The 15,976-nt window shown below is 74.1% G+C and carries 15 protein-coding genes; 11 read left to right on the top strand and 4 right to left on the bottom strand.

The window, feature by feature from the left end:
- Positions 1–35: 35 nt before the first annotated feature.
- The 9 genes from pdhA to PV342_RS10845 all read left to right on the top strand — a co-directional run bounded on the left by pdhA (position 36) and on the right by PV342_RS10845 (position 9,026).
- Positions 36–1,136 (top strand): pyruvate dehydrogenase (acetyl-transferring) E1 component subunit alpha, encoded by a 1,101-nt coding sequence (gene pdhA, locus PV342_RS10885; protein ID WP_329186784.1) that lies wholly within the window; start codon positions 36–38, stop codon positions 1,134–1,136.
- Positions 1,133–2,158: an alpha-ketoacid dehydrogenase subunit beta gene (locus tag PV342_RS10880; RefSeq protein ID WP_391576789.1), complete on the top strand. Its 1,026-nt coding sequence runs from the start codon at positions 1,133–1,135 to the stop codon at positions 2,156–2,158. Before pdhA ends, PV342_RS10880 begins: the two co-directional genes overlap by 4 nt.
- Entirely contained in the window at positions 2,158–3,498 is a 1,341-nt protein-coding gene (locus tag PV342_RS10875; RefSeq protein ID WP_386990069.1) for a dihydrolipoamide acetyltransferase family protein, read from the top strand. Before PV342_RS10880 ends, PV342_RS10875 begins: the two co-directional genes overlap by 1 nt.
- Positions 3,499–3,526: 28 nt before the next feature.
- Entirely contained in the window at positions 3,527–4,441 is a 915-nt protein-coding gene (locus tag PV342_RS10870) for an NTP transferase domain-containing protein (protein ID WP_400799830.1), read from the top strand.
- Complete coding sequence (locus tag PV342_RS10865; RefSeq protein WP_500316785.1) at positions 4,438–5,862, top strand: molybdopterin molybdotransferase MoeA; 1,425 nt, start codon at positions 4,438–4,440, stop codon at positions 5,860–5,862. Before PV342_RS10870 ends, PV342_RS10865 begins: the two co-directional genes overlap by 4 nt.
- Positions 5,863–5,906: 44 nt before the next feature.
- The gene (locus PV342_RS10860; RefSeq protein WP_400800066.1) at positions 5,907–6,929 is read left to right on the top strand and encodes a potassium channel family protein; all 1,023 of its coding nucleotides are present in this window, start codon (positions 5,907–5,909) and stop codon (positions 6,927–6,929) included.
- Between the two features lie 10 nt (positions 6,930–6,939).
- Positions 6,940–7,911 carry an NAD(P)H-quinone oxidoreductase gene (locus tag PV342_RS10855; protein WP_361000540.1) on the top strand — a complete coding sequence of 324 codons (972 nt, stop codon included), beginning with the start codon at positions 6,940–6,942 and terminating at the stop codon, positions 7,909–7,911.
- A 77-nt stretch (positions 7,912–7,988) separates the two neighbouring features.
- Positions 7,989–8,345 carry a hypothetical protein gene (locus PV342_RS10850; RefSeq protein WP_392613910.1) on the top strand — a complete coding sequence of 119 codons (357 nt, stop codon included), beginning with the start codon at positions 7,989–7,991 and terminating at the stop codon, positions 8,343–8,345.
- A 117-nt stretch (positions 8,346–8,462) separates the two neighbouring features.
- The gene (locus PV342_RS10845) at positions 8,463–9,026 is read left to right on the top strand and encodes a bacterial proteasome activator family protein (RefSeq protein WP_386990081.1); all 564 of its coding nucleotides are present in this window, start codon (positions 8,463–8,465) and stop codon (positions 9,024–9,026) included.
- Between the two features lie 107 nt (positions 9,027–9,133).
- On the opposite strand, the gene PV342_RS10840 is transcribed toward PV342_RS10845, so the two are convergent.
- On the bottom strand, positions 9,134–10,897 hold the full coding sequence (locus PV342_RS10840) for a Stk1 family PASTA domain-containing Ser/Thr kinase (protein WP_500316783.1): 1,764 nt from the start codon (positions 10,895–10,897) through the stop codon (positions 9,134–9,136).
- A gap of 245 nt (positions 10,898–11,142) precedes the next feature.
- Here PV342_RS10840 and PV342_RS10835 point away from each other — a divergent pair, with 245 nt between their 5' ends.
- Entirely contained in the window at positions 11,143–12,693 is a 1,551-nt protein-coding gene (locus tag PV342_RS10835; RefSeq protein ID WP_386990085.1) for a protein kinase domain-containing protein, read from the top strand.
- Positions 12,694–12,724: 31 nt separating this feature from the next.
- Here the strand turns inward: PV342_RS10835 and PV342_RS10830 are convergent, their stop codons facing one another.
- The 3 genes from PV342_RS10830 to PV342_RS10820 form a co-directional block, all read right to left on the bottom strand.
- Complete coding sequence (locus PV342_RS10830) at positions 12,725–13,753, bottom strand: phosphotransferase (RefSeq protein ID WP_500316781.1); 1,029 nt, start codon at positions 13,751–13,753, stop codon at positions 12,725–12,727.
- Positions 13,750–14,118 (bottom strand): pyridoxamine 5'-phosphate oxidase family protein, encoded by a 369-nt coding sequence (locus PV342_RS10825; RefSeq protein WP_500316780.1) that lies wholly within the window; start codon positions 14,116–14,118, stop codon positions 13,750–13,752. Before PV342_RS10825 ends, PV342_RS10830 begins: the two co-directional genes overlap by 4 nt.
- 91 nt (positions 14,119–14,209) lie before the next feature.
- A complete protein-coding gene (locus PV342_RS10820; RefSeq protein ID WP_018559153.1) occupies positions 14,210–15,010 on the bottom strand; it encodes a carbon-nitrogen family hydrolase in 801 nt (266 codons plus the stop codon).
- 132 nt (positions 15,011–15,142) lie between these two features.
- Between PV342_RS10820 and PV342_RS10815 the strand changes: the two genes are divergently transcribed.
- Positions 15,143–15,973: a maleylpyruvate isomerase family mycothiol-dependent enzyme gene (locus PV342_RS10815; protein ID WP_361000551.1), complete on the top strand. Its 831-nt coding sequence runs from the start codon at positions 15,143–15,145 to the stop codon at positions 15,971–15,973.
- Positions 15,974–15,976 lie beyond the last annotated feature (3 nt).

Genomic DNA, 15,976 nt, shown 5'->3' with positions numbered 1-15,976 from the left:
CACCGATCGAACACGCCCACGAGGAGGTGCTCGCGATGACCGTCCTGGACCAGCACGTCTGGCAACCCCGCACCGACCCGGCGCCGCTGCTGCCCGACCCTGAGCCGTACCGACTGCTCGGCACCCCCGAGGCAGGCGCGCTCGACGCCGGACTGCTGACCACGATGTACGGACAGCTGGTGCGCGGCCGCCGCTACAACCGGCAGGCCACCGCGCTCACCAAGCAGGGCAGGCTCGCCGTCTACCCCTCCAGCACCGGCCAGGAGGCGTGCGAGGTCGCCGCGGCGCTCGCCCTCGAGCCCCGGGACTGGCTGTTCCCCAGCTATCGCGACACCCTCGCCGCCGTCGCCCGCGGCGTCGACCCCGTCGAGGCGCTGACGCTGCTGCGCGGCGACTGGCACACCGGCTACGACCCGCGCGAGCACCGGGTCGCCCCGCTCAGCACTCCGCTGGCCACCCAGCTGCCGCACGCCGTCGGCCTGGCGCACGCCGCCAGGCTCAAGGGCGACGACGTGGTGGCGCTCGCCATGGTCGGCGACGGAGGCACCAGCGAGGGCGACTTCCACGAGGCGCTGAACTTCGCCGCCGTGTGGCGCTCCCCCGTCGTCTTCCTCGTGCAGAACAACGGCTTCGCCATCTCGGTGCCGCTCGCCAAGCAGACCGCCGCCCCGTCGCTGGCCCACAAGGCCGTGGGCTACGGGATCCCCGGTCGGCTCGTCGACGGCAACGACATCGCGGCCGTCCACGCCGTGCTCACCGAGGCCGTGGCCCGCGCCCGCGAGGGCGGCGGGCCGACCCTGGTCGAGGCGATCACCTACCGCATGGACGCCCACACCAACGCCGACGACGCCACCCGCTACCGCGAGGACGCCGAGGTCGAGGCCTGGCGCGAGCACGACCCGATCGCGGTGCTCGAACGCGCGATGCGCGAGCGCGACCTGCTCGACGAGGCGACGGTCCGCGAGACCGAGCAGGACGCGGAGCGGATGGCCGCCGCGCTGCGCGAGCGGATGAACGAGGACGCGGTCCTCGACCCGATGGACCTGTTCGCACACGTCTACGCCGAGCCCACCCCGCAGCTGCGCGAGCAGGCCGCGATGCTGAGGGCCGAGCTGGAGGCCGAGGCACAGTCATGAGCACCGCCACCACCGCGACCCCCGTGGCCGCCGGACGCAAGCCGGCCACCATGGCCCAGGCGCTCAACCGCGCGCTGCGCGACTCCCTCGCCGAGGACCCCTCCGTCCACCTCTTCGGCGAGGACATCGGCACCCTCGGCGGTGTCTTCCGGATCACCGACGGCCTCGCCAAGGAGTTCGGCGACAGCCGCTGCACCGACACCCCGCTCGCCGAGGCCGGCATCCTCGGCACGGCCGTGGGCATGGCGATGTACGGCATGCGCCCCGTGGTCGAGATGCAGTTCGACGCCTTCGCCTACCCGGCGTTCGAGCAGCTGGTCAGCCACGTCGCCAAGATGCGCAACCGCACGCGCGGCGCCATGCCGCTGCCGCTGACCATCCGCGTGCCCTACGGCGGCGGCATCGGCGGCGTCGAGCACCACAGCGACGCGTCCGAGGCCTACTACGCGCACACCCCAGGCCTGCACGTCGTCACCCCCGCCACGGTGGCGGACGCCTACGGGCTGCTGAGGGCCTCGATCGCCTCCGACGACCCGGTGATCTTCCTCGAGCCGAAGCGGCTGTACTGGTCCAAGGCCGACTGGTCGGCGGACGCGCCGGAGGAGGTGGCCCCCATCGGACGGGCCGTCGTCCGCCGCGCCGGCCGCTCCGCCACCCTGATCACCTACGGCCCGTCGCTCCCGGTCTGCCTGGAGGCGGCCGAGGCCGCCGTGCAGGAGGGCTGGGACCTGGAGGTCGTCGACCTGCGCAGCCTGGTGCCCTTCGACGACGAGACGGTCAGCGCCTCGGTGCGCCGCACCGGCCGCGCGGTCGTCGTCCACGAGGCCTCCGGCTTCGGTGGCGTGGGCGCCGAGATCGCCGCCCGGGTCACCGAGCGCTGCTTCCACCACCTGGAGGCCCCGGTCCTGCGGGTCGCCGGCTTCGACATCCCCTACCCGCCGCCGATGCTGGAGCGGCACCACCTGCCCGGTGTCGACCGCATCCTCGACGCGGTCGGGCGCCTGCAGTGGGAGGAGGCGTGATGGCCGTCGTCCGCGAGTTCGCCCTCCCCGACCTGGGTGAGGGGCTGACCGAGGCCGAGATCGTGCGCTGGATGGTGCGGGTCGGCGACGTCGTCGCCATCGACCAGCCGGTCGTCGAGGTCGAGACGGCCAAGGCCGTGGTCGAGGTGCCCTGCCCCTACGGCGGCGTGGTCACCGCACGCTTCGGCGAGGAGGGCCAGACCCTCGACGTCGGGCGGCCGCTGCTGACCGTCGCGGTCGGCTCCCCCGACGGGCAGACGCCCGCCGCCCCGGCCGCCCCGGCCGACGGCGACTCCGGGTCCGGCAACGTGCTGGTCGGCTACGGGACCAGCGGCCCCGCGGCCCGCCGCCGACGGGTGCGTCCGGCGCCGGGTGTCCCCGCGCCCGCCGCATCCGCCCCCGCGACCGCTCCGGCTCCGGTGCCCGCTTCCGCGACGGTGGCCGCCGTGCCGGTCCGGCACGAGGGTCCCGTGGCCGTCATCTCCCCGCTCGTGCGGCGCCGGGCCCGTGAGCACGGTCTCGACCTGCGCGTGCTGACGGGTTCCGGCCCCGACGGGCTGATCCTGCGCTCCGACGTGGAGCGGGCCATCACGGCCGTGTCCACGGCGCCGGTCACCGCGGCCGCCCCCGCGGCGTCCGCGGCCCCGGCCGAGGGCACCCGCATCCCGCTGCGCGGCATCCGCGGCGCCGTGGCCGAGAAGCTCGGCCGCAGTCGGCGGGAGATCCCCGACGCCACCTGCTGGGTGGACGCCGACGCGACGGAACTGCTCGCGGCACGGGCGGCGATGAACGCCGCAGGCGGTCCCAAGGTCTCCGTCCTCGCGCTGTTCGCGCGGATCTGCGCGGCGGCCCTCGCCCGCTACCCGGAGCTGAACTCCACGGTGGACACCGGGCGCGGCGAGATCGTCGTGCTGCCGGAGGTGCACATCGGCTTCGCGGCGCAGACCGATCGCGGTCTGGTCGTGCCGGTCGTGCGGGACGCCCACCGGCGCAGCACCGAGGAGCTGTCGGCGGAGATCGGGCGGCTCACCGAGGCGGCCCGCTCCGGCGCGCTGACCCCGGCCCAGCTGACCGGCGGCACCTTCACGCTCAACAACTACGGCGTGTTCGGTGTCGACGGCTCCACGCCGATCATCAACCACCCCGAGGCCGCGATGCTCGGCGTCGGCCGGATCACCCCCAAGCCGTGGGTGCACCAGGGCGAGCTGGCGGTGCGCCAGGTGGTCCAGCTGTCGTTCACCTTCGACCACCGGGTGTGCGACGGCGGCACGGCGGGCGGCTTCCTCCGCTTCGTCGCGGACTGCGTGGAACAACCGGCGGTACTGCTCCGGGCGGTGTGAACACATCACGGTGGGCGATACTCCGGGCATGACTCCGGAGCCGCGTGAGCCGCGGGACCACCCATCGCCGCCTTCGTCGTACGAGCGGCCCCACGACGCGGTCGTCCTCGCCGGCGGCGCCGCCAGGCGCCTCGGCGGGGCCGACAAGCCGGGACTGCCCGTCGCCGGTCGCGCGCTGATCGACCGTGTCCTGGACGCGTGCGCGGGCGCGGCCACCACCGTGGTCGTCGGCCCGCGCCGTCCCACCGTCCGCCCGGTGGCCTGGGCCCGCGAGGAACCGCCGGGCGGGGGCCCGCTGCCCGCGCTCGCCGCCGGGCTGCGCCAGGTCACCGCGGACGTCGTGCTGGTGCTCGCCGCCGACCTGCCGTTCCTGTCCCGTGCCACGGCGGACGCCCTGCTCGCCGACCTGCGCAGCGGCGCGGACGGCGACGACGGGGTCGTGCTCACCGATCCCGACGGCCGCGACCAGACGCTGGCGGCCGTATACCGCACGGAGGCACTGCGCCACCACCTGGCGCTGATCGCCGCCGAGCACGGAACCCTCACCGGGCTGCCGTTGCGTCTGCTCACCGGTGAACTGGCCCTGCGGAGGCTGCCCGACCCCACCGGGCAGGCCTCCTTCGACTGCGACACCTGGGACGACCTCTCCACAGCGCGGGCCCGTATCAGGGAGCATGGGGGCGTGTTGGATGAATGGATCACCGCAGCCAAGTCCGAACTCGGCATCGATCTCGACGTCGACATCCGTATGCTCCTCGACCTCGCCCGGGACGCCGCGCACGGTGTCGACCGCCCCGCCGCGCCGCTGACCACCTTCCTGGTGGGCTACGCGGCGGCCACGGCGGGCGGCGGCGAGCAGGCCGTCGCGGAGGCCGCCAGGCGCGCCGCCGCGCTGGCCGAGCGGTGGGCGAAGGAAGCGGAGAGCGGGGACCCGGGCGCATGAACCTGCCGGGTGCGGCGGGCGGTGCCCGCGACACCGGTGCCGGGGACGCCGCCGACGCCGAGTTGGACGCGGCGCTGGCCCTGGCCAACGGGCGGGCCGTCGGCCGGCACGACCCCGCGCAGCCGCCTTCCGGCGGCGGCGGCCCCGACGGCGCTGCGTCGTCCCTTCCCCGCCCCCACGGCGGGGCCCGGGGCGGGATTCACGGCGCCGCCCGTGGTGCCTCCCACGGCTCCCCCCACAGCGGTCGCCACGACCTGCCGTGGCCGCGGGCCCGGCACATCGCCGGGTCCGCCGCGGGCCCGCTGGGACGGCTGGCGCTGCCGCTCGACGCGGCGCTGGGACACGCGCTGGCCGAACCGCTGACCGCGCTCACGGACCTGCCCTCCTTCGACACCTCCGCGATGGACGGCTGGGCCGTCGCGGGCCCCGGCCCGTGGCGCACGGAGGGCAGCGTCCTGGCCGGGCAGCGGTCCACCACCGCGCTGCTCGACGGCCATGCCACGGTCATCGCCACCGGCGCCGCGCTGCCCCCCGGCGCGACCGCGGTGCTGCGCCGGGAGCACGGGCGGATCAGCGCGGACGGGCTGCTGCACGCCACGCGGGGCGGCCCCGGGCCAGGGCAGGACGTGCGGCCCCGCGGCCAGGAGTGCCGCGGCGGCGACGAGTTGCTGGCCGCCGGGGTACTGGTCACGCCCGCGGTGCTCGGCCTGGCCGCGGCGGCCGGTTACGACGAACTGGCCGTCACCGCGAGGCCGTCGGTGGAGATCCTCGTCCTGGGCGACGAGTTGCTGGACGCCGGCGCGCCCGGCGCCGGCCGGGTGCGGGACGCGCTCGGCCCGCTGCTGCCCGGCTGGCTCACCGCGCTCGGGGCCGGCACGGTCGGCGCCCGGCGGCTGAAGGACGACGCCGGCCTGCTGCAGGACGCCGTCACCGCCTCGACCGCCGATCTCGTCGTCACCACGGGCGGCACTGCGGGCGGTCCGGTGGACTTCGTCCACCCCGTACTGGAGCGCATCGGCGCGCGGTTGCTCGTCGACGGCGTCGCGGTCCGCCCCGGGCACCCCATGCTGCTGGCCGAACTGCCGGGCGGCGGAAGGCTGGTGGGCCTGCCGGGGAACCCGCTGGCGGCCGTCTCCGGGGTGCTGACCCTCGCCGTCCCCCTGCTGCGCGCGCTCGCGGGCCGCCCGGCCCCGGTGGCGTACGAGGCCCGGCTCACCGGAGACGTGCACGGCCACCCCACCGACACCCGCCTGGTGCCGGTGGTCCTCGACGAGGAGTCGCAGGCGGCCCCGCTGCACTTCAGCGGCCCGGCCATGCTCCGCGGCATCGCGACGGCCGACGGCATGGCCGTCGTGCCGCCCGGCGGGGCGGTGAAGGGCGACCGCACGGCCGTCCTGGAGACGGGCTGGGGGCGGCTGTGAGAGACACCGGCCGCGGTCGTGGCGCCGTACGGGCGGGCGCCGACATGGTGCACCTGCCCCACAAGAACGCCGTCGGGCCCCTGCGCCAGGTGGTCCGGCGTCTCGTGCTGGCCCTGCTGGTCATGGCGCTGACCGTGCTGATCGTGTACATCGACCGCGCCGGCTACCACGACAACGCCGGCGGTTCGATGTCGCTGCTGGACTGCGTCTACTACGCCACCGTCACCCTCTCCACCACGGGCTACGGCGACGTCGTCCCGTACAGCGCGAGCGCCCGGCTGACCAATGTGCTCCTGGTGACGCCTCTGCGCGTGCTCTTCCTGATCATCCTCGTCGGCACCACTCTCGAAGTGCTCACCGAGCGCACCCGCGAGCAGTACCGGCAGCAGCGCTGGAGGTCCCTCGTGCGCGACCACACCGTCATCGTCGGATACGGCACCAAGGGCCGTTCGGCGGCCAGGACGCTGACCGGGCACGGCGTGCCGGCCCAGCGGATCGTGGTGGTCGACCCGGATCACAAGGCGGTGGAGTCCGCGGTCTCCGCGGGTTTCGCGGGCGTCACCGGCGACGCGACCCGCAACGACGTGCTCCTGCGGGCGGAGATCCAGCGGGCCAAGGAGCTGATCATCGCCGCGCAACGGGACGACACCGCCGTCCTGGTGGCGCTCACGGCCCGCCAGCTGAACAAGCGGATCAACATCGTCGCGTCCGTGCGCGAGGAGGAGAACGCCCCGCTGCTCCGCCAGTCCGGCGCCAACGCCGTCGTGACCAGCTCCGGCGCGGCCGGCCGGCTGCTCGGGATGTCGATGCTCAGCCCGAGCGCCGGCGAGGTGATGGAGGAGCTGATCAGCTACGGCAGCGGACTGGACCTGATCGAGCGTCCCGTCACCAAGGCGGAGGCCGGGCGCGACCCGCGCGAGGTCGGTGACCTGGTGGTGGTCGTCAAGCGCGGCCACCGGCTGCTCGACCACGACAACCCCGAGGCGAGCCCGCTGCAGTTGACCGATCGGCTCATCGTCATCCACAGGACGAGTCAGGACGACCCGTCGCACGTCCCGCAGGGGTAGCGTCGGCGGCATGCATGCGATCACCATCCCCGAACCCGGCGGTCCCGACGCGCTCGTCTGGGCCGAGGTCCCCGATCCCGTACCCGCCGAGGGCGAGGTGCTGGTCGAGGTCGCCGCGACCGCCGTCAACCGTGCCGACCTGCTGCAGCGGCAGGGCTTCTACGACCCGCCGCCGGGCGCGTCCCCCTACCCGGGCCTTGAGTGCTCGGGCCGAGTCGCCGCCCTCGGCCCCGGGGTGAGCGGCTGGTCCGTGGGCGACGAGGTGTGCGCGCTGCTCGCGGGCGGCGGCTACGCGGGCAAGGTCGTCGTCCCCGCCGGGCAGCTGCTGCCGGTGCCCAAGGGGGTGGGGCTCGTCGAGGCGGCGGCCCTGCCGGAGGTGGTCTGCACCGTCTGGTCCAACGTCTTCATGATCGCCCACCTGCGTCCCGGCGAGACGCTGCTGGTCCACGGCGGCTCCAGCGGCATCGGCACGATGGCGATCCAGCTGGCCAAGGCGGTCGGTGCCAAGGTCGCGGTCACCGCGGGCAGCGAGGACAAGCTCGCCAAGTGCCGCGAGCTGGGCGCGGACCTCGGGATCAACTACCGCGAGCAGGACTTCACGGCCGAGGTCCGCAAGGCCTTCGGCGGGGCCGACGTCATCCTCGACATCATGGGCGCGAAGTACCTGGGCCGGAACGTCGAGGCCCTCGCGGTCAACGGCAGGCTGGCCGTCATCGGGCTCCAGGGCGGCGTCAAGGGGGAGCTCGACCTCGGCAGGATGCTCGCCAAGCGGGCCGCGATCACCGCGACCTCGCTGCGCGGACGGCCGCTGGAGGAGAAGGCGGCCATCGTGGCGGCGGTGCGGGAGCACGTCTGGCCGCTGCTGGAGTCCGGGGTGGTGCGCCCGGTCGTGGACCGCACGCTCCCCGTGCGCGAGGCGCCGGAGGCGCACCGGCTGGTCGAGGCCAGCACCCACGTCGGCAAGGTGCTGCTCACGCTCTGAACCGCCGCCGGGCGGCCGGTACGGCCCTCGCGCGGGCACGACTGGCCGCCCGTGACGCTCCGTGTGACGCTGGAAGCATGGAGTTGCGGAAGGTGGTCGTGGCGGCGACGGTGACCGGAGTCGCCCTCCTGGTCACCGGCGCGGCCGCGCCGCCCCCGCCCCACCCGGCGGCGTCCTCCGGGCTGGCGGGCAGCGAGTCCGGTGAGGGGCGCAGGCACCCCGGGCGGGCGGAGCCGCCGCAGACCCCGGGCGCCGGCGAGGAACGGCCCCCGGCGAACCTCCCCGTCCACGTCGAGGAGCCGCAGGACCAGGGGCCGGCCGCCGTCCGGGCACCGGTGGGGCGGGTGCTGGAGGTGCTGCCGCTCGGTGCGGGACTGGTGCTGATCGGGCTGGGACTGGGCTTCCTCGCTCTGCGGCTGCGCCGTGGCCGCTGAGCCCCTCGCGCCACGCACCGGGCCGGCCCGGCGGCGGACGGCTGCGGCCGGGAGGGGTAGCGCGGGGTGGTGGGGGGCACACCTTCCGGAGAGGCGCCGGTGCGCGACAATGGCGGCATGGAGATGCCGATGAACGAACGGTCGCAGGAGAGCCCGCAGGTCCTGGTCGTCGGCCCGGACGGGTTGGCCCTCGGCGGCGGCGGACACGCCGACCGCGCCGGAGAAGGCGACGAGCAGCGCGAGGTTCCCGTGACGGAGATGGTCGAACAGCCCGCGAAGGTCATGCGGATCGGCAGCATGATCAAGCAGCTCCTGGAAGAGGTCAAGGCCGCGCCCCTGGACGAGGCGAGCCGGGTGCGCCTGAAGGAGATCCACCACAGCTCCGTGAAGGAGCTCGAGGCGGGGCTCGCCCCCGAGCTGGTCGAGGAGTTGGAGCGGCTCTCGCTGCCCTTCGCCGAGGACGGCGTGCCGAGCGACGCCGAGCTGCGGATCGCCCAGGCGCAGTTGGTGGGATGGCTCGAGGGCCTCTTCCACGGCATCCAGACCGCCCTGTTCGCCCAGCAGATGGCCGCCCGTGCCCAGTTGGAGCAGATGCGCCGCGCGCTGCCGCCCGGTGTCGGCCACGAGGGCGACGAGGAGGGGACCGTCCCGGGCGGGGCCCGCACGGGCCCGTATCTGTGAGCCGGCGGGACCAGGACGGTACGTACGCGTAGGTACAGACGGCGGGGACCCGTGGGGTCACCCGCCGTCCGTCGTTGCCATGCGGGCGTCCGGGGGACGCCGGGGGGTCAGCCGCCCTGGCCGGTGGAGACCCAGATGGTGATCTTGTCCTTCTCCGGCTTGAACGCGCCGTAGGTCTTGGGCTTCTGGTCGACGACCGCGCCCTTCCCGTAGATCTGCTCGTTGCGGTACTTGATCTCGTAGTCCCAACCGGCCGCGTCCATGCAGGACTTGACCGAGTCGACGTACTTGGTGAAGAAGTCCGGCATCACCACGGCGTCCGGGTCGTCGCCCAGGTAGCTCTTGGTGGCCTCGGAGCAGCGCGAGGCGTCGATGGTCCGGGTCTGGTCGGCCTGGCTGACGCCCGGCGCGGGCTCGTCGTCCGCCGGGCGCGAGGGGGTCTCCCTGCGGTCGGTGGCCGTGACCGAGGCGCCGGGCCGGGAGTCGTAGGTGGGAGTGCCGCCGGTGCCGCCGGTGTCACCCTTCTCGCCCTGCTCGCCCATGGCCATGGCGATGATGACGACCGCGACCACGGCGATCACGGCGACCGTGGCGCCGATGGCGACGACCGCCGTCGAGGCGCCGCCTCCCCTGCGGCCGCCGCCCGCCGGGGTGCCCGGGCGCATCGTGTAGGGCGGGGTGGCGTGCTGCTGCGCGGCCTGCGGGTGTGCCGGGTGGGGCGTGTGCGCGTTCTGCGGGTAGCCGTAAGCGGGGCCGGGCGGCGGGGTGTGGGCGCCGCCCCCCTGACCGCCGGTGCCCCAGCGCTGCGGGGACTCCTGCCGCGGCTGCGCGTACGGAGGCGGGGCCGGGGCCTGGTAGGGGGTCTGCACGTGCGGCGGCGGGGTCCCCAGGTCCCCCTGCACCGGCGGGAAGACCGCGGAGGAGACCTCCTCGCCGCGGCCGCGCGGGCGCGGCCCGCCACCGATGATCAGCGGCGTGGTCGCCCCGCCGCGGCCCGGCGCCGCGACCCGCTCCGCCTCGTCGCGCATGGCGTCGGCGGTGGGGAAGCGCTCGGCCGGGTTCTTCCTCAGGGCCCGTGCGACGAGCGCGTCGACGCCCGGCTGCACCGCCCGGTTGAGCGCCGACGGGGCCGGCGGGACCTCCTGCACGTGCTGGTAGGCGATGGACAGCGGGGAGTCGCCGTCGAAGGGCAGCCGCCCGGTGAGCAGCTCGAAGAGCAGGCAGCCCACCGAGTACAGGTCGGAGCGCTCGTCCACGCCCCGCCCCAGCGCCTGTTCCGGCGAGAGGTACTGCGGGGTGCCGACGACCATGCCGGTCTGCGTCATCGACGAGACGCCGGACTGCATCGCACGGGCGATGCCGAAGTCCATCACCTTCACCACGCCGCGCTTGGTGAGCATCACGTTGCCGGGCTTGATGTCCCGGTGGACCAGGCCCATGCTGTGGCTCTCGGAGAGCGCGGCGAGCACGTCCGCGGTGATCTTCAGGGCCTTCTCGGTGGGCATCGCGCCGAACTGCGCGACGTCCTCGTCGAGCACGTCGCGCAGGGGCTTGCCCTCGACGTACTCCATGACGATGTACGGCACGAGCGCGCCGTCGACGGTGTCCTCGCCGGAGTCGAAGACCGAGACGATGTTGGTGTGGTTGAGCTTGGCGACGGCCTGCGCCTCGCGCCGGAACCGCTCGCGGAACGACTGCTCCCGGCCGAGGTCCGTGTGCAGCGTCTTGACGGCCACCGGACGGTCCAGCACTGTGTCGTGTGCCAGGTGCACGGCGGCCATGCCACCCTGTCCCAGCAGGTCGCGCAGTACGTAGCGACCGTTACCGACCGAGCGCCCCGAATGAGTTCCCCGCGTGCCGTCCCCGCTCATCCGTACCCGTCCCCTTGACGTTCCCCCTGGGCGCACCGCGCGTACGCACAAGACGGTTGTCCCGATCCTGCCAGCCCAGTCTGCCCGACGGCCTGGACAGGTCAAGTTCGTTGACCTGTTCGTCACCGGATGCGTATGAATCCCTTCATCGGGGGCACGGGTGCCACGGGAGCGCGTCCCACACGGAACGCGGTAGCGTGGTGCGCCGGAGGACCCTGTACGGCGACGATCGACGGCGAGGACTGATGGCACAGACGACAGCCGCCGGGGGCCCTGACGAGCCCTCTGCCGACGGCCGGGGCGTGCCCGACTCGCCCGAGCTGTGGGGCGCCGCGGGCCTGGTGGGCGACGGCCGCTACCGGCTGACCGGGCGTCTCGGACGCGGCGGCATGGCCGAGGTCTTCGCGGCTGAGGACGTGCGCCTGGGGCGGACGGTGGCCGTCAAGCTGCTCCGTTCCGACCTCGCCGAGGACCCGGTGTCCAAGGCCCGCTTCACGCGCGAGGCGCAGTCGGTCGCCGGGCTCAACCACCATGCGGTGGTGGCGGTGTACGACTCGGGCGAGGACGTCACGCCGGGTGGCACCGTGCCGTACATCGTGATGGAGCTCGTCGAGGGCCGCACGATCCGCGACCTGCTGCTGGGTTCCGACCAGCCGCCGCCGGTCGACCAGGCGCTCATCATCGTCTCGGGCGTGCTGGAGGCGCTGGCCTACAGCCATGCGCACGGCATCGTCCACCGGGACATCAAGCCGGCGAACGTGATCATCACCAACACCGGCGCGGTGAAGGTGATGGACTTCGGCATCGCGCGGGCGCTGCACGGCGCCTCGACCACGATGACGCAGACCGGCATGGTCATGGGCACCCCGCAGTACCTGTCGCCGGAGCAGGCGCTCGGCAAGACGGTGGACGCCCGCTCCGACCTGTACGCGACGGGCTGCCTGCTCTACGAACTCCTCGCGCTGCGGCCCCCGTTCACCGGTGAGACCCCGCTGTCGGTGGTCTACCAGCACGTCCAGGACGAGCCGCGCCCGCCGTCCCAGCTCAGCGACCGGGTGCCGCCGGAGTTGGACGGGCTGGTGCTGCACGCGCTCGCCAAGCACCCGGACGACCGTTTCCAGACCGCCGAGGAGATGCGCGGCGTCGTCCAGTACGCGCTGGGCATGCTGAGCGAGCGCGGTGGCCACACCGGCACCTGGAACACCGGTTACGTGCCCGCGCCGAACGCCGCCCCGACCGCCCCGATGGGCGTCTCCCCGCAGTACGGGCAGCAGAACCCGCACAACACGGCGGAGTTGCAGCCGCCGCTGCTGCTCGGGCCGCCCGGCGGCGACGGCGGTGACCACGGTTACAACGGCGCGAGCCCCCCGCACGGCGGCGGCCGCTGGGCCAAGCCGGCGCTGTTCGTGGTCGCGGCGGTGCTCGCGGTCGCGCTCGGCATCTACTTCGCCGTCTCCCAGACCGGTGGCAAGAAGCCCCCGGCGGAGAAGGTGACGCCGACGCATTCGCAGCCGGAGAAGCCGACGTCGCAGCCGACCCGGGACGACTCCACGCAGGAGACGCAGGAAGGCACCGGCGGCGTCACAGAGAAGCCGTCGTACAACTCGACTCCCTCCTACACGCGGCCGACCTCCGAGGCTCCCGCCACGTCCGAGGCGCCGACCAAGGAGCCGAGCGCCCCCGCCAGTTCCGCGCCGCCCACGCCGACGCCGACCGAGCCGACGCCGACCGCGTCCGAGAGCGGCGGTACCGCCGGCACCGAGGGCGCCGCGGACGCCGGCGTCACAGGCGGCTGACCGGCCGGTGGCCGGCCCGCTGACCTCCGGGTCAGCCCGTGAAGGCCTCCAGCACGGCCTCGTACGCCGCGGTCCACCAGACGACCAGGGCGGACGAGGCCGGGAAGAGGGGGTCGGTCCTGCGGTCGTCGAGGACGTAGCGCCAGCGCAGCATCCAGAAGTCGTTGAGCCGCTCCCACCACACCCGGTGCACGGCGGCGGCCAGTTCGTCCTCCGCCACGCCCGCGGCGCCGCGGTAGGCGCCCGCGTACGCGCGGATCTTGTCGAGGTCCAGGGCGCCGCCGGGCTGCACGAAGAAGATCACGGCGGCCCGTACGGCCTCCTCGGCGCGCGGCCGCACGCCGAGCCGGTCCCAGTCGACGATGGCGACGGGTTCGTCCTCGCGGTAGAGCAGGTTGAGCGGGTGGAAGTCGCCGTGCACCCATCCGGACACCGGGCCGGCGGCGTCGGGCGGGCGGCGGTGGGCGTGACGTTCCAGCAGGGCGCGGCGCTCCAGCAGTCGGTGCTCGGCGAGTTCGTCGAAGGTCTCGCGCGGCGCGCGGGCGCGCACCCGGCGCAGCAGCGCGGCGATCAGCGCGTAGGTCAGTTCGGGGTCGGCGCTGGCGTGCCGGCCCGGCTCGGGGGCGGGCTGCACCTGGGCCAGGGTGGTGTGGACGAGTCCGAGCAGCGCGCCGAGGCGGCGGGAGTCGGCGGTGGTGAGTTCGCCGCCCGCGCGGTGCCGTCCCTCCACCCACGGATAGAGCGCGAAGCGGCGCCCGCCGACCACGGCGACGGTGCGCCCGTCCGCGTCCGGCACCGGCGGCGCGACGGGCAGGCCCACCTCGTCGAGCCGCTGGGTCGCACGGTGCTGGCGGGCGATGACGGCGGAGTCGGAGGTGGCGCTGTCGACGTACAGCTTGAGGAAGTAGCGGCCGCTGGTGGTGGCCAGCCGGAATCCCCGGTTCAGTAAGCCCTGGGCAACGGGTTCGCAGGACAGCGGGGCGCCGGCGTCCTTGTATCGGCGCAGCAGGGTGTCCAGTGTCCCGGCGGAGGGCGGCGCCGTCGCCGAACTCCCGATCACCAGGGTGATGCTAGATCATTCCGGTGGTGGACTCGCGGGTCGAGTCGTACGTACACATGGCCCGGCTCCACGCTTGTATCGTTTTGACGATCTCTGCCGAAGAGCGCCTCTTGTGCCGACGACGGGTGGAAGGCGCGCGCCGTCCCGAGGAACTGCACCGCCCAGCCCGCTTCGAGGTCGTCCGCCTGGTAGGCCACGACCGTGCCGTCCACACCCCATGAGCGGTCGGTGCGGATCAGCACGGAGTCGTCGGCGACGACGTGCCGGGCCACGGCGATGTACGGCAGGGCCCCCCGCGTCAGCGCCAGCCGCCCGTACCGAACCCTTCCCAGCAGCGCCAGCGCAGCGCGCCCCTCGAATTCCATGGGAACCACCCTGCCGGTCCGGCCCCCCGCAGGCGCAGAGCACTCCGCCCCCACCTCCGGGGCCGATGGTCCCTGATGGGGCCATACCGCCTCAACCGGCCGAATCCGGCACCGGCAGGCCCAGCACGCGGTCGCGCAGCACCGGGAAGTCCGCCCGGGTCTTCGCCACCAGGCCCGGGTCGAGTTCGGCGGTGAGGACCTCCTCCCCCGGCCCGGCCTCGGCGAGGACGGCGCCCCAGGGGTCGACGACGACGCTGTGGCCGGCCAGCTCCACCCCGGCGTGGGTGCCCGCGGTGCCGCAGGCCAGCACATAGGCCTGCGATTCGATCGCGCGGGCGCGGGCCAGCAGCGTCCAGTGCTCGCGGCGCCGGGCGGGCCAGCCGGCCGGGACGACCAGGACGGTGGCGCCCGCGTCGACGAGCAGCCGGAACTGCTCGGGGAAGCGCAGGTCGTAGCAGGTGGCCAGGCCCACGGGGACGCCCTGGACGTCGCCGGTGACGATGCGGTCGCCGGCGCTCATGAGCACGGCCTCGCCACGGTCGAAGCCGAAGCGGTGGATCTTGCGGTAGGTCGCGCGCAGTTCGCCGTCGGGGGAGAAGAGCAGCGAGGTGTTGTACAGCGCGCCGTCGGGGGCGCGCTCGACGATCGACCCCGCGTGCAGCCAGACCCCCGCGTCGAGCGCCGCGGCGCTCATGACCTCGGCGGTGGGACCCCGCAGCGGCTCGGCCTCTGGCTGGAAAAGATCGGCCGCGAAGGCGCCGACGGGCCACAGTTCGGGCAGGACGACCAGGTCCGACCCGGCCTGTCCGCGGACGAGCGACGCGACCCGTTCGCGCCGGGCGTCCACCGCTTCGCCGGGGTCGACGTCGATCTGGAGCAGGGAAACGCGCACAGTGCCACCGCCCATGAGTTCGGCACGTTCTTACGGGCCTACGATCGTCACACGAAAGCACTCCCGTGGTGTCACTGCGCAGCGTAATTTAAGGCGCACACCACGACCGCGCTCCGACCGTCGAGGGGTCCCGTGACCGGCACCGTCCACAGCCAGATCCAGCCGTACATCGACGCCTGGACCCACTCCATAGAATCCATAGCCGAGTTGGTCCGTCCCGTTCCGGCGGGCGCCTGGAACCGGCCGACCGAGTGCCCGTACTGGTCCGTGCGCGACGTCGTGTCGCACGTGATCGGGTTCGAGTGCGAGCTGCTCGGAGATCCCCGGCCGATCCACACGCTCCCCAGCGACCTGCGGCACATGACCACGGAGCACGCCCGTTACGTGGAGGTGCCGGTCGACAAGCGGCGGCACCACACCGCGCCGGAGGTCGTCGGCGAACTCGACTACACCATCATCCGCCGCTCCCGGCAGCTGCGGAACGAGACCCGTGGCGCGCAGGACACCGTCCGCGGACCCATGGGCAGGGAGACGACCCTCGAGGAGCTGCTGAAGTGGCGGGTCTTCGACGTGTGGGTGCACGAGCAGGACCTGCGCCGGGCACTGGGCGAGCCGGGCAACCTCGACTCGCCGGGCGCGGTCGTCGCCCGGGACCACATCCTCTCCGAGCTGCCGAAGGTGGTCGCCGAGCGCGCCGGCGCCCCGGCGGGCTCCGCTGTGGTGTTCGACGTCCACGGTGAGCTGGAGTTCATGCGGACGGTCCGGGTCGACACCGAGGGCCACGGCTCGATCGACGGCAGCGTCTCGCTGGGTCCCGCGGTCACGCTGACCCTGGACTGGGAGACCTTCGTCCGGCTGACCTGCGGCCGCACGCGTGCGGCCGCCGTGGAGGACCGGCTCAAGACCGAGGGCGACCGGTCGCTGGCCGACGCGATCCTCGCGAACATCGCCGTCACGCAGTGACGC

The sequence above is a fragment of the Streptomyces sp. PA03-3a genome (assembly GCF_033792735.1).
GTDB lineage: Bacteria > Actinomycetota > Actinomycetes > Streptomycetales > Streptomycetaceae > Actinacidiphila.
Note: the sequence above shows the minus strand (reverse complement) of the source record. Positions and strands in the feature narration are given on the sequence as shown.